Here is a 14,198-nt window from a genome sequence, read left to right as displayed (position 1 = left end):
AAAACTCCTCTTTTTATAGCTGCTCGCGCTTGATACATAAGCGCTAGAGGCAGTTTTGAATCAATTTTCAAGCGCGGCCGCGTGCGGCCCGAGCGTTCGCGCGCGCCTGCCGCCTTTTGACGGAAATCGTTGTAATGAACTCCTTCACCCCTTTCGCCCGCATGCCGGGCGCAATGCACCCGCTGGCCTGGGCCGCGCTGCTGTCCCTGACCAGCGCAGCACCCGCGTGGGCGCAGGCGGATGCCCGCCTGCCCGAGGTCACCGTGTCCTCCAGCGGTTTGCAGCTGGGCGTGTCCGAAATGACGCAGCCCGTGTCTGTGCTGGAGGGCGACGCCCTCGTGCGCCAGCGCGAGGCCACGCTGGGCGAAACCCTGGACGGCGAGCCGGGCATCACCGGCAGCCATTTCGGCGCGGGCGCCAGCCGCCCCGTGATCCGCGGCATGGACGGTCCGCGCGTGCGCGTGCTCTCTGACGGGTCCGAGCTGCACGACGCCTCCACCGTCAGCCCGGACCACGCCGTGGCGGCCGAGCCACTGCTGGCCACACAGGTCGAAGTGTTGCGCGGGCCGTCGGCACTGGTCTACGGCGGCGGTGCCGTGGGCGGCGTGGTCAACGTGCTGGACGGCAAGGTGCCCACGGCCGTGCCCGACAAGGGCTACGAAGGCAGCGCCGAACTGCGCGCCGGCAGCGCGGCCCGCGAAAAGGCCGGCGCTGTCGCGCTGACCGGTGGCGCGGGCAACCTGGCCGTGCACGTGGAGGCCGCCGGTCGGGACGCCGACGACTACCGCGTGGGCAGCGGCTGGGCCGAGGGGCGCCGCGTGCCCGGCAGCTTCAACCGCACGGGTACCGGCAGCGTGGGGCTGTCCTGGGTTGGCAGCCGCGGCTACCTGGGCCTGGCCTTCACACGCCAGAACGCCAAATACGGCCTGCCGGGCCACAGCCACAGTTTCGAAGGCTGCCACCCCCATGGCAACCACCTGCACTGCGGCAGCCATGACGAGCACGACCACGATGACGACGGGCATGACCACGACCACGGTCACGAAGCCGTTCCTGTGGTGGACCTGCGCAGCGAGCGCGTGGACATCCGCGGCGAGCTGCGCGACCCATTCACCGGCTTCTCCGCGCTGCGCCTGCGCGCGGGCGTGACCGACTACGTACACGACGAGGTGGAGGAGGGCACCGTTGCCACCACCTTCAAGAACAAGGCCCACGACCTGCGCGTGGAGCTGCAGCACGAGCCCGTGGTCGGCTGGCGCGGCGTGCTGGGCCTGCAGACCGGGCAGCGCAAGTTCAGTGCCGCGGGAGAAGAGGCCTACGTGCAACCCACCCTCACGCGCCAATGGGGCGTGTTTCTGCTGGAGGAATACCGCCTGGGCGACTGGCATGGTGACTGGCGCATCGAGACCGCGCTGCGTCACGACCGCCAAAGCGCCGAAGCGCAGGACAGCGGTGTGGAGCGGCGCCACCACGGCACCTCCGCATCGCTGGGCGCGGTGTGGCGCTTTGCGCCTGGCTACGCCGCAGGCGCGAGCATCACCCGCGCCCACCGTGCGCCCACCGCCGAGGAGCTGTACGCACGCGGCCTGCACATGGCCACGTCCACCTACGAGCGTGGCGACGCCAGTCTGCGTGCGGAAACCTCGCGCAACATCGACCTGAGCCTGCGCAAGACCAGCGGGGACACCACATTTGACGTGAGCGTGTTCCACAACCGCATCCGCAACTACATCTACGGCCGCACGCTCGACGAACTGGACGGCCTGCAGCTGCTGCAGTACAGCCAGGCGGGCGCCACCTTTACCGGCATGGAGGGCCGGGTGCGCCAGCGCATCACGCAGCGCCTGGGGGTCACCCTGTTCGGCGACAGCGTGCGTGCCCGCCTGGACGGTGGCGAGCGGCTGCCGCGCATCGCCCCCGCACGCGTGGGCCTGCGCGTGGATGCCAACTGGCGCGACTGGGGCGGCGCGGTGGAATGGGTGCAGGTGGCGCGGCAAAACCGCGTGGCCGCGTTCGAGACCGCCACGCCTGGCTACGGCATGCTGAACCTGGGCCTGGCCTATAACGGCCGCACGGGCAGTGGCACGCCGTGGCAGGTGTACCTGAAGGCGCGCAACCTCACGGACCGCCTGGCCTACGCCCACACCTCGTTCATCAAGGACGCGGCCCCGCTGGCAGGGCGCAACGTGACGGTGGGCGTGCGCGTGTCGTTCTGACACCGCCATCCCCGGCCCGCGGCGGGTGCGCATGCACATCCGCCGCGCAGCACGCACGGCGGCGCACCAAAGACCGCGCGCCGCCGTGCGACAAGGTTGTCCCGCGGACTGCGCACTGCTAGCATGCGCGCCCATGTTCCCGACCACACCCGTCCGCCGCACCCTTGCGCGCAACCGCGTGGGCGTCGTGGCGCGTGTGCTCTGGCCATACCAGCCGGTCGCACATTCCTCCGCCCGGCGATAAAGCACCCTTCCTCTTTCCAACGCGCAGAACCACCATCGCCGGGCACCCGCCCTGCGCAACGGTGGACGACGCCTTCCCACGCCCGCTCGCGCGGGCCCTTCGTCCGCCGGGTCACCCCAGGCCCCCGCAGCAGCACCGCACGGGCGCCTTGCAAGGATTGGAGCGTCGCATGGAATTCACCAAGCAGTTTCTCCGGGCCAAGAGCCCCTGCGCCAACGGCTTTCGCTGGTTCGTGCGCCATGTCGAGGACGGTGTGGGCTACCAGCAGGCGCTGGACCAGCTGGTGGCCGCCGGCCGCGTGGACGACGCGCTATGGCTGCTGGGCCAGTTCGGCCCCTCGAACGCAGTGCTGCACCTGGACAGCCTGGAGGCCGAGGCCTTCGTGTTTGCGGGCACCGTGCAGGTGCGCGGCGGCATCGAGGTGGACGGCGTGATCCACGTCGGCCGCTCCCTCCATGCGGGGGGCGGCATCCGCGCCGGCAGGGCCATCGTGGCGGGCGAGGACATCCGCGCCGGCGCGCACATCCACAGCGATGGACGGCTGCACTGTGGTGGCCACCTGCGCACCGACTGGGGCGTGCAGGTGCAGGAATCGCTGCACTGCGGCGGCGACCTGCGCGCAGCGTGGGACGTGGTCTGCCACGGCGCGCTCAGCGTGGGCGCCAGCGCCTTCGTGGGGCAGGACCTGCTGGTGCACGGCGGCATCGACTGCGGCAAAAGCCTGCGCGTGGGCGGGCATGTGAGCGGCGAAGGCAGCCTGCGCGCGGGGCAGGGCATCGTGGTCGGCGGAGCCATCAGCGGCCTGACGCACCTGGAGGCCGGGTGGGGCATCAAGGCGGGCGAGTGCATCCACACGCAGGGCGCCATCAAGGCCGGCGAGAGCCTGAGCGCGGGTGAGGACATCCGTGCGGGCGAAGGCTACGGCATTTTCGCGGGCCTGAACGTACAGGAGCCCGCCTGGGAGGTGTGTGCCCAGGTCTGGGCGCAGCAGCCGCCGGCCGGCCTGCGCAGCGGGGTGTGGATGGGGCCCTGCGCCATCTGATGCCCACAGCGGCTGCGGCCGCAAGGATCAGGAGGTCTGCTTGCGCGCGCACGCGCCGCGCTCCGCTGCTGGCACGCGGCGCCAGTCATCCGCGCGCCACGCGCAATAGCGATACTCGGGGTTTCGCGCCCGCTGCATGCCACCCATTTCTCCTTTCGCCGCCACCCGCCACCACGCCAGCGCCTGGCGGGTGTTCCTCATCTTCCTGCGCCTGGGCCTGACGTCGTTCGGCGGGCCAGTGGCCCATCTGGGCTACTTCCGCGAGGAATTCGTCGCGCGCCGCCGTTGGCTGACGGAAGACGCCTACGCCGACCTGGTAGCGCTGTGCCAGTTCCTGCCCGGCCCCGCCAGCAGCCAGGTGGGTCTGGCGCTGGGCCTGCGCCAAGCGGGGTGGGGCGGCGCACTGGCGGCCTGGCTGGGTTTCACGCTGCCCTCCGCGCTGGTGATGGCGCTGCTGGGCCTGGGCCTGGTGGCGGGGCAGGGCCTCGTGCCCGCGGGCGTGCTGCACGGCCTGAAGGTGGCGGCCGTGGCCGTGGTGGCGCAAGCCGTCTGGGGCATGGCGCGCAGCCTGTGCCGCGGGCCGGCGCGGCTGCTGCTGATGGTGCTGGCCTGTGCGCTTGCGCTGCTGTGGCCGGGCGTGGTGGGGCAGGTGGGCGCCATGCTGGTGGCGGCGCTGGCCGGCCTGGGGCTGTGGGGGCGCGCGGGCGCCATGCCGGCTCCACCATCGCAGGGTGGGCTGGCGGCCGGGGTGCGACCGCGTACCGGAGCGCTGCTGCTGGCCGCATGTGCGGCGCTGCTGGTGCTGCTGCCGCTGGCTGCGCGCGCCTGGCCTCAAGGATGGCTGGTGCTGGCCGATGCGTTCTACCGCGCCGGCGCCCTGGTGTTCGGCGGCGGCCACGTCGTGCTGCCGCTGCTGCAGGCCGAGGTGGTGGCCACCGGCTGGGTGGCGGCCGACGATTTCCTGGCGGGCTATGGATTGGCGCAGGCGGTGCCGGGGCCGCTGTTCACCTTTGCGGCCTTTCTGGGCGCTGCGGCAGGCCACGGCGCGGGCGGCTGGCTGGGCGCGGCCGTATGCCTGGTGGCGATCTTCGTGCCAGCATTCCTGCTGGTGGCGGGCGCGCTACCGTTCTGGGAGCGGCTGCGGCACAACGCACGTGCCCGGGCGGCCTTGGCGGGCGTGAATGCCGCCGTGGTGGGCCTGCTGCTGGCGGCGCTCTACCACCCAGTGTGGACCAGCGCCATCCATGCGCCAGCCGACCTGGCGTTGGCATTGGCGGCCTTTGCCGCGCTGGTATGGGCGCGCGTGCCACCGTGGCTGGTGGTGCCGTTGTGCGGCGCAGCAGGTTGGCTGCTGGGCTGATGACAGAAGGAAAACGGCCTCAGCGCTTATCCATCAAGCGCTAGCAGCTCTCATTAATAGAGCATCAACCGCCCACGCTGCGGCGGTCGATCTTGCGGCTGAGCACGATGCTGGTCTGCGTGTTCTGCACGCCGTCCAGCTGGCCGATGCGGTCCAGCAGGCCGTCGAGCTGCTCGTGGCTGGTGCAGCGCAGGAACACCAGGTAGTCGAACGGCCCGCTCACCGCCGAAACCTCTTCCACCTGGGGCAGGGCCTGCAGCATTTGCAGCACCGCCGGCCCGGCCTTGGGCAGCACGCGCAGTGCGCACCAGGCGCGCACGGCGCTGCCTGCCAGCCGCTGGCCCAGGCGCACGCCGTAGCCAGCAACCACCCCTTCACGCTCCAAGCGCGCGATGCGCGCCACCACCGTGGTGCGCGCCAGGCCCAGGCGGCGCGCCAGCTCGGCCGTGCCCTCGCGCGCGTTGGCCTGCAGCAGGCTGAGCAGTTGTTGGTCCAGTGCGTCCAGTTCCACGGGCATCTCCAATGCTGCCGATAAGTCGTGCAATGCCGTCGATATGACGATCGTTGATGCTTTTATCGACAGTTGTGATGCTACACACTGACAACGATCCGGCCTAGCATGGCTCTACCGAACGACAACGCAAGGAGACCGCCATGACCCGCCTGCATCCCGTCAATGCTTCCCACCCGCACCGCGTACTGATCCTGGGCGCGGGCCATATCGGCCGTGCCATTGCGCTCCTATTGGAGGACGCGGGCAGCTACACGCTCACCGTGGCCGACCGCGACGCCGCCGCACTGAAGCGCCTGCAGGTCCACAGCGCCGCCCCCTTGCAGGTGACGGGCGACGCCATGCTGGAGGCTGCCATTGCCGGGCACCATGCGGTGCTGAACGCACTGCCGTTCCACCAGGCCGTGCCGGTGGCCACGCTGTGTGCACGCCATGGCGTGCACTACTTCGACCTGACGGAGGACGTGGCCAGCACCCGTGCCATCCAGGCGCTGGCCGAAGGCGCGCGCAGCGCGCTCATGCCGCAGTGCGGGCTGGCGCCCGGCTTCATCGGCGTGGTGGGCAACGCCCTGGCGCAGCGCCTGGACCGCGTGGAAGGGCTGCAACTGCGCGTGGGGGCGCTGCCGCGCTACCCCCAGGGCGCCCTGCGTTATGCCATGACCTGGAGCACCGAGGGCCTGATCAACGAATACTGCAACCCGTGCGACGCCATCGTGCAGGGCCGGCGCACCAGCGTGCCTGCGCTCGACGGGTTGGAAACGCTGCTGATCGACGGCGTGGAATACGAGGCCTTCAATACCTCGGGCGGCCTGGGCACGTTGCCCCAGACCTGGGAGGGGCGCGTGCGGCAGCTCGACTACAAGTCGGTGCGCTACCCCGGCCACCATGCCATCCTGCAGCTGCTGCTGCACGAGCTGCGCCTGCGCGACCGGCGCGACCTGCTCAAGGAGTTGCTGGACGGCGCCGTCCCGACCACGCAGCAAGACGTGATCGTGATCCTCGCCAGCGCGCGCGGCCAGCGAGGCGGCCGGTTGGTGCAGGAAAGCTATGCCGCCCACATCCTGGGCGCATCGGTGCGCGGGCAGATGCTCAGCGCCATCCAACGCACCACGGCCGCGGGCATCTGCGCGGCGCTGGACCTGGTCATCGCGGGCCAGCTTCCGCAGGCCGGTTTCATCGGGCAAGAGCAGATCGCGCTGGAGGACTTCCTGGCCAATCGGTTCGGGCGCATCTACCGCGTGCCGGGAAGCGAGGGGGACGCCGGGTCGGCCCAGGCCCCGCTTGCGCGGTCATTGCAAGCGGTGGGGGCCTGATCAGCGCTTTTGGTACATGGCCTCGATGGCGGCCGCGTAGTGCGCCATGAGGTTGGTGCGCTTGAGCTTGAGCGTGGGTGTCATGAACGCGTTCTCGATCGTCCATGGCTCGCGCACCAGATGCACGGCGCGCGGCACCGCATAGCGCGGGAAGCCGGCCGCCAGCTTCTCGATGCGCGCCAGTGCCGCCCGTTGGGCGCTGGGGTGCGCAAGGCTGGCAGGGTCGTTGGCGTCCAGTCCCAGTTGCCCGGCCAGTTGGCGCCACTCTTCGGCATGCACCACGGCCACGCAGGCGATGAAGGGGCGCTGCTCGCCCACCACAAAGGCCTGCTCGAACAGCGCATCGGCGGTGATGGCCAGCTCCAGGTCGGCCGGCGGCACCTTCTCGCCCGTGGAGGTGACGATGATTTCCTTGATGCGTCCCAGGATGCGGATGCGGCCGTCGACGATCTCGGCCTGGTCGCCCGTGCCCAGCCAGCCGTCGGCGGAGACGGTGCGGGCCGTATCCTCGGGGCGCTTCCAGTAGCCCTTCATGACGATGGGGCCGCGCACCTGCAGTTCGCGGTTCTCGCCGATGCGCACCTCCACGCCCGGCAAGGCGCGGCCGACGGTGGACGGGTCGTTGTCCTCCAGCGTGTTCACGCTGACCACGGGCGAGGTTTCGGTCATGCCGTAACCCTGCACCAGTTGCAGGCCCAGGCCCAGGAAGCAGTGCGCGATGGTGGGCGACAGCGGCGCGCCCCCGCTCACGGCCACGCGCACGCGGCCACCGAACTGCGCCAGCAGCGGCTTGGCCACCAGGGCACGCAACAGCGGCCAGGGCAGGGCGCGCATCCAGCCGCCCGCGCCGTCGTCCTGGGGTGCTGGCAGGCGCTGCGCGGCGCAAAACCGCTTCCAGCCCACGGCCTGCGCGGCCTGGAACAGCTGCATCTTCAAGGGCGAGGGCGACAGCGTCTCGATGAGCTTGGCATGCACGCGTTCATAAATGCGCGGCACCGACACCAGCACCGTGGGGCGCACATTCTTCAAATCCTCCGCCAGTTGCGCCACCGAGCGCGCATAGACCACGCAACTGCCCGAGGCCATGGGCAGGTAGTAGCCGCCCGTGCGCTCGAAGGTGTGCGACAGCGGCAGGAAGGACAGGAACACATCCTGTGGCGTGGGGGCAATGCGCTCCAGCACCGCCTTCACGTCGGCCACCACGTTGGCATGGCTGAGCATCACCCCCTTGGGCTTGCCGGTGGTGCCGCTGGTGTAGACGATCGCCGCCAGATCCTCAGGGCCGGGCGGCGGGGGCAGCGGCGTATCTGCCGCGGCATGCTGCAGCCAGGCAGCCAGCGGTGCGACCGGTACGTCCTGCTCGGCGGCGGTGGGCAGGTCGGTGCTGGCGTTGGTCGTCACCACGCCCATCAGGTGCGGCAGCGGCATGCCCACGTCGCGGATGCGCCGCCATTGCTCTGGCTCTTCCACGACGAGCAGCGACACCTCGGCATCCGCCAGGATGTAGGCAATGCTGCCCGGATTGTCGATGGCATGCAGAGGCACGGGCACACAGCCCGTGGCCATCACAGCCTGGTCGATGCTCATGGCATCCAGCCCGTTGGGCAGCAGGATGGCGATGCGCGCCCCCTGTGGCAGGCCCGATGCGGCAATGGCGCGGCTGCACTGCTGCACGCGCTCCTGGGTCTGTGCCCAGGTCAGGCTGATCCACTGGCCGGTGCCGGGGTCGCAGGCACGGTAGGCCTCGCTGTGGGGAGTGAGGGCGGCGCGGAACGCCAGCAGTTCGGGCAGCGTCTGCACGCCGCGCAGGTCAGGGGTGGGGGAATTCATGCGTGCAATACGTGCAGTGCGTGCCGGCAGGGCTGGGCGCCATTGCGGAGCCAAGCCGCCGAGCAAAAAGCGGAATCATAGGCCGGGCACGCGCGTTTTCGCACGATCGTTCGCAAACTTGTCGCTCGCGCGACGGAAAAAAGAACGGCGGATGAGGGGCGGGCCCGGTCAGCCCGCTGCCTCCAGCCCATGCGCGAAATGCGCGGACATGGCGGCCACTGTGGCCTGCGGGTCGCGCGCGCGCAGCGCGGCCAGGATGGTTTCGTGCTCGGCCAGCGAATCCTCGATGCGTCCCTGCTTGAGCAGCGAGTTGTGACGGTTGAGCTTCATGACCTTGCGCAGGTCGGCCACCATCTGGCTGCGCCAGCGGTTGTCGGCCATCTCCAGCAGGCGCATGTGGATGCGCTCATTGATGGTGAAAAAGCGGTCGCGGTCCTGCACGGCGGCGGCCAGGTCGGCATGCAGCTGCTCCAGTTCGCGCAGTTGCTCCGGCGTGGCACGGGCGGCCACCACGCCTGCCGCGTCGCTCTCCAGCAGGCTGAGCAGGTGGTAGACATCGTGCAGGTCCTTGTCGGACATCTCGGTCACGTAGGCGCCGCGGCGCACCTTCATGGTGACCAGGCCTTCCGCCGCCAGTACTTTGAGTGCTTCGCGCAAAGGCGTGCGGCTAATGCCGAACTCCTCGGCGATCTTCAGCTCGTCGATCCAGCTGCCAGGCTCCAGCTCGCGCCGGAAGATGCGCTGGCGCAGTTGCTCCGCCACTTGTTCATAGAGTGCGCGGGGAGTGAGGGTGACGGCTGACATGGGCGGACTGTACCTGAAAAAAACTAAGAATTAATAATTACAGATCAGGTAAACTCCGCAAAATTGCGAAAACGCAGCACGCATAACCACATCTCTTTGCCATCTTTGCGAAAGCGCCCCCGCCATGAGCAGCCATCCTGATCCCATCTTCCAGTCCGCCGACCTTGCCGCCTGGGCCAAGGCCGCGGCCAAGTCCGCGCCCGGCGGCGACGTGAATGCCCTGAACTGGGTGACGCCCGACGGCATCAGCGTGAAGCCCCTGTACACGGCGCAAGACACGCAGGACCTGCCCTACGCCAACACGCTGCCGGGCTTCGAGCCCTACCTGCGCGGCCCGCAGGCCACCATGTACGCCGTGCGCCCCTGGACCATCCGCCAGTACGCGGGCTTTTCCACGGCCGAAGAATCCAACGCCTTCTACCGCAAAGCGCTGGCCGCGGGCGGGCAGGGTGTGTCGGTGGCCTTTGACCTGGCCACGCACCGCGGCTACGACAGCGACCACCCGCGCGTGACGGGCGACGTGGGCAAGGCGGGCGTCGCCATCGACAGCGTGGAGGACATGAAGATCCTGTTCGACGGCATTCCGCTGGACAAGGTGTCTGTTTCCATGACCATGAACGGCGCCGTGCTGCCCGTGCTGGCCGGCTACGTGGTGGCAGCCGAGGAGCAGGGCGTGAGCCAGGACAAGCTGGCCGGGACCATCCAGAACGACATCCTCAAGGAGTTCATGGTCCGCAACACCTACATCTATCCGCCCAAGCCGTCGATGCGCATCATCGGCGACATCATCGAGTACACGAGCAAGAACATGCCCAAGTTCAACTCGATCTCGATCTCGGGCTACCACATGCAGGAAGCCGGCGCCAACCAGGCGCTGGAACTGGCCTTCACCCTGGCCGACGGCAAGGAATACGTGAAGACGGCCATCGCCAAGGGCATGGACGTGGACGATTTTGCCGGGCGCCTGTCGTTCTTCTGGGCGATCGGCATGAACTTCTACCTGGAGATCGCCAAGATGCGCGCCGCGCGCCTGCTGTGGTGCCGCATCATGAAAGGGTTCAACGCCAAAAACCCCAAGAGCCTGATGCTGCGCACCCACTGCCAGACGTCGGGGTGGTCGCTCACCGCGCAGGACCCGTACAACAACGTGGTGCGCACCACCATCGAGGCCATGGCGGCCGTGTTCGGCGGCACGCAAAGCCTGCACACCAACGCGCTGGACGAAGCCATCGCGCTACCCACCGAATTCAGCGCACGCATCGCGCGCAACACGCAGCTCATCATCCAAGAAGAGACCCACATCACCAACGTGATCGACCCCTGGGCCGGCTCCTACATGATGGAAAAGCTCACACAGGACATGGCCGACGCCGCCTGGAAGATCATCGAAGAGGTCGAGGCGATGGGCGGCATGACCGCCGCCGTGGACTCCGGCTGGGCCAAGCTCAAGATCGAGGCCGCGGCTGCGGAAAAGCAGGCGCGCATCGACTCGGGCAAGGAGGTCATCGTGGGCGTGAACAAGTACAAGCTTGCCAAGGAAGACCCGGTGGACATCCTGGAGGTGGACAACGTCAAGGTGCGCGAGAACCAGATCGCGCGCCTCAACGCCATCAAGGCAAAACGCGATCAAGCCCAGGTCCAACAAGCGCTGGCTGCTCTTACTTCTGCAGCAGCAAGCGGCCAGGGCAACCTGCTGGATCTGTCGATCCAGGCGATTCGCGCACGCGCCACGGTGGGCGAGGTGTCCGATGCGCTGGAAAAAATCTTCGGGCGCCACCGCGCCGATACGCAAAAGGTGACCGGTGTGTACGCTGCTGCCTACGACTCGGCCGAAGGCTGGGAAAAGCTCAAGGGTGAAATCGATCAGGCAGCCGAACAGCTCGGTCGCCGCCCGCGCGTGATGATCGCCAAGCTCGGCCAAGACGGCCACGACCGCGGTGCCAAGGTGGTGGCCACGGCCTTTGCCGACCTGGGGTTCGATGTCGACATGGGCCCGCTGTTCCAGACCCCCGAGGAGTGCGCGCGCCAGGCCATCGAGAACGACGTGCACGCGGTGGGCGTCTCCACCCTGGCCGCGGGCCACAAGACGCTGGTGCCCGCCATCATCGAAGAACTGAAAAAGCAGGGCGCCGACGACATCATCGTCTTCGTGGGCGGCGTGGTGCCCGCGCAGGACTACGACTTCCTCTACGGTGCAGGCGTCAAGGGCGTCTATGGCCCCGGCACGCCGATCCCGGCCAGCGCCAAGGACGTGCTGGAGCAAATCAAGAAGGCGCAGGCGCAGTGACCCCCCAGCAGCTGCAAGAAGGCATCCTGCACGGCACGCCCGCCGTGCGGCGCCGCGCCATGGCCAAGGCCATCACGCTGCTGGAATCCACGCGGGCCGACCATCGCACGCAGGGCGACGAACTGCTCACCGCGCTGCTGCCGCACACGGGCCGGGCGTTTCGCCTCGGCATCAGCGGCGTGCCTGGCGTGGGCAAGAGCACCTTCATCGAAGCCTTGGGCCTGCACCTGATCGCACAAGGCCTGAAGGTGGCGGTGCTGGCCATCGACCCGTCATCCACCGTCTCGGGCGGCTCCATCCTCGGTGACAAGACGCGCATGGAGCACCTGTCGGTCCAACCCGATGCCTACATCCGCCCCAGCCCGTCCAGCGGCACGCTGGGCGGCGTGGCCGAGAAGACGCGCGAGGCCATGCTGGTGTGCGAGGCTGCGGGCTATGACGTGGTCATCATCGAGACCGTGGGCGTGGGCCAGAGCGAGATCGCCGTGCAGGGCATGACCGACATGTTCTGCGTGCTGCAGTTGCCCAACGCGGGCGACGACCTGCAGGCCATCAAGAAGGGTGTGATGGAGCTGGCCGACCTGGTGGTCATCAACAAGGCCGACATCGACCCGCACGCCGCCACACGCGCGCAGGCGCAGATCACTTCCAGCCTGCGCCTGCTGTCCATGCATGGCAACCCCGAGCATGCGCACCACGACGAATCCCTGTGGACGCCGAAGGTCATCACGCTCAGCGCGCTGAAAGGCGAGGGGGTGGATGGCTTCTGGGCCGCGGTGCAGGAGTTCCGCCGCCTGCAGACGGCCAACGGCCGTCTGGCCGCGCGGCGCGAGCGGCAATCCCTGGCGTGGATGTGGGAGCGCATCGACGCAGGCCTGAAGCAGGCCTTCCGCCAGCACCCGCAGGTGCGCGAGCTGCTGCCCCGCCTGCAGCAGGACGTGACCGCGGGGCGCATAGCGGCTTCCACTGCAGCACGAAATCTGCTTGCAGCGCAATCTGGACAAGCGCTGCAAGCTACTATTTAAATAGCACTTCACTGAAAGAGCGACCATGCAAGACATCCTGGATCAACTGGAGAAAAAGCGCGAACTCGCCCGCCTGGGCGGTGGCCAGAAGCGCATCGACGCCCAGCACAAGAAGGGCAAGCTCACCGCGCGCGAGCGCATCGAGCTGCTGCTGGACGACGGCACCTTCGAGGAATGGGACATGTTCGTGGAGCACCGCTGCACGGACTTCGGCATGGAGAACACCAAGATCCCCGGTGACGGCGTGGTCACCGGCTACGGCATGATCAACGGCCGCCTGGTGTTCGTGTTCAGCCAGGACTTCACGGTGTTCGGCGGCGCGCTGTCCGAGACCCACGCCGAGAAGATCTGCAAGGTCATGGACCAGGCCATGAAGGTCGGCGCGCCGGTGATCGGCCTGAACGACTCGGGCGGCGCGCGCATCCAAGAGGGCGTGGCTTCCCTGGGTGGCTACGCCGACGTGTTCCAGAAGAATGTGCTGGCGTCCGGCGTGATCCCGCAGATCAGCATGATCATGGGCCCCTGCGCGGGCGGAGCGGTATACAGCCCGGCCATGACCGACTTCATCTTCATGGTCAAGGACAGCTCGTACATGTTCGTGACCGGCCCCGAGGTCGTGAAGACCGTCACGCACGAAGAGGTCACGGCCGAAGAACTGGGCGGCGCCATCACGCACACCACCAAGAGCGGCGTGGCCGACATGGCCTTCGAGAACGACGTGGAGGCGCTGATGATGCTGCGCCGCCTGTACAACTACCTGCCGCTCAACAACAAGGAAAAGGCGCCCGTGCGCCCGAGCAACGACCCGGCCGATCGCGCCGACCTGTCGCTGGACACGCTGGTGCCCGACAACCCCAACAAGCCGTATGACATGAAGGAGCTGATCGTCAAGACGGTGGACGACGGTGACTTCTTTGAGCTGCAGCCCGACTACGCCAAGAACATTCTCATTGGCTTCGCGCGCATGGAAGGGCAGACCGTGGGCATCGTGGCCAACCAGCCGCTGGTGCTGGCGGGTTGCCTGGACATCAAGAGCTCCATCAAGGCCGCGCGCTTCGTGCGCTTCTGCGATGCGTTCAACATCCCCGTCATCACCTTCGTGGACGTGCCCGGTTTCATGCCAGGCACCAGCCAGGAATACGGCGGCATCATCAAGCACGGCGCCAAGCTGCTCTACGCGTACGCCGAATGCACGGTGCCGAAGATCACCGTCATCACGCGCAAGGCCTACGGCGGCGCGTACGACGTGATGAGCTCCAAACACCTGCGCGGCGACGTGAACCTGGCCTGGCCGAACGCCGAGATCGCCGTGATGGGCGCCAAGGGCGCGGTGGAGATCATCTTCCGCGAGGACAAGAACGACCCCGCCAAGCTGGCCGCCCGCGAGGCTGAGTACAAGGCGCGCTTTGCCAACCCGTTCGTCGCCGGCGCACGCGGCTTCATCGACGACGTGATCCTGCCGCATGAGACACGCAAGCGCATCTGCCGCAGCCTGGCCATGCTCAAGAACAAGCAGCTCGATAACCCGTGGCGCAAGCACGGGAACATTCCGCTGTAAGAGTCCAA

The 14,198-nt window shown here is 68.2% G+C and carries 10 protein-coding genes; 7 read left to right on the top strand and 3 right to left on the bottom strand.

What is annotated here, in order from left to right:
* The first annotated feature begins 134 nt into the window (after nt 1-134).
* The 3 genes from OX89_RS16980 (at nt 135) to chrA (ending at nt 4,862) form a co-directional block, all read left to right on the top strand.
* The gene (locus tag OX89_RS16980; protein ID WP_047351497.1) at nt 135-2,216 is read left to right on the top strand and encodes a TonB-dependent receptor domain-containing protein; all 2,082 of its coding nucleotides are present in this window, start codon (nt 135-137) and stop codon (nt 2,214-2,216) included.
* 413 nt (nt 2,217-2,629) lie between these two features.
* Nucleotides 2,630-3,502, top strand: coding sequence for a hypothetical protein (locus OX89_RS16975; protein ID WP_047351496.1), 873 nt, complete (start codon nt 2,630-2,632; stop codon nt 3,500-3,502).
* A gap of 136 nt (nt 3,503-3,638) precedes the next feature.
* On the top strand, nt 3,639-4,862 hold the full coding sequence (gene chrA / locus OX89_RS16970; RefSeq protein WP_047351495.1) for a chromate efflux transporter: 1,224 nt from the start codon (nt 3,639-3,641) through the stop codon (nt 4,860-4,862).
* Nucleotides 4,863-4,926: 64 nt separating this feature from the next.
* Here chrA and OX89_RS16965 read toward each other — a convergent pair whose 3' ends face one another.
* Nucleotides 4,927-5,379 carry an Lrp/AsnC family transcriptional regulator gene (locus tag OX89_RS16965; RefSeq protein ID WP_047351494.1) on the bottom strand — a complete coding sequence of 151 codons (453 nt, stop codon included), beginning with the start codon at nt 5,377-5,379 and terminating at the stop codon, nt 4,927-4,929.
* A gap of 137 nt (nt 5,380-5,516) precedes the next feature.
* Between OX89_RS16965 and OX89_RS16960 the strand changes: the two genes are divergently transcribed.
* The gene (locus OX89_RS16960) at nt 5,517-6,686 is read left to right on the top strand and encodes a saccharopine dehydrogenase NADP-binding domain-containing protein (protein ID WP_047351493.1); all 1,170 of its coding nucleotides are present in this window, start codon (nt 5,517-5,519) and stop codon (nt 6,684-6,686) included.
* Here the strand turns inward: OX89_RS16960 and OX89_RS16955 are convergent, their stop codons facing one another.
* The gene (locus OX89_RS16955; RefSeq protein ID WP_047351492.1) at nt 6,687-8,516 is read right to left on the bottom strand and encodes a long-chain fatty acid--CoA ligase; all 1,830 of its coding nucleotides are present in this window, start codon (nt 8,514-8,516) and stop codon (nt 6,687-6,689) included. It abuts the gene before it with no gap.
* 168 nt (nt 8,517-8,684) lie between these two features.
* Nucleotides 8,685-9,320, bottom strand: a complete 636-nt coding sequence (locus OX89_RS16950; RefSeq protein WP_015913371.1) for a GntR family transcriptional regulator — start codon at nt 9,318-9,320, stop codon at nt 8,685-8,687.
* Between the two features lie 124 nt (nt 9,321-9,444).
* On the opposite strand from OX89_RS16950, the gene scpA reads away from it, so the two are divergent.
* From scpA to OX89_RS16935, 3 genes are read left to right on the top strand one after another with little or no spacing between them, the layout of a single operon-like run.
* The gene (scpA, locus tag OX89_RS16945; protein WP_047351491.1) at nt 9,445-11,607 is read left to right on the top strand and encodes a methylmalonyl-CoA mutase; all 2,163 of its coding nucleotides are present in this window, start codon (nt 9,445-9,447) and stop codon (nt 11,605-11,607) included.
* Entirely contained in the window at nt 11,604-12,632 is a 1,029-nt protein-coding gene (gene meaB / locus OX89_RS16940) for a methylmalonyl Co-A mutase-associated GTPase MeaB (protein WP_084002089.1), read from the top strand. Before scpA ends, meaB begins: the two co-directional genes overlap by 4 nt.
* 25 nt (nt 12,633-12,657) lie before the next feature.
* Nucleotides 12,658-14,190, top strand: a complete 1,533-nt coding sequence (locus tag OX89_RS16935) for an acyl-CoA carboxylase subunit beta (RefSeq protein WP_015913374.1) — start codon at nt 12,658-12,660, stop codon at nt 14,188-14,190.
* Nucleotides 14,191-14,198 lie beyond the last annotated feature (8 nt).

It is taken from the genome of Diaphorobacter sp. J5-51 (assembly GCF_001023515.1).
GTDB lineage: Bacteria > Pseudomonadota > Gammaproteobacteria > Burkholderiales > Burkholderiaceae_C > Diaphorobacter > Diaphorobacter nitroreducens.
This window is presented reverse-complemented; position numbering and strand designations above follow the sequence as displayed.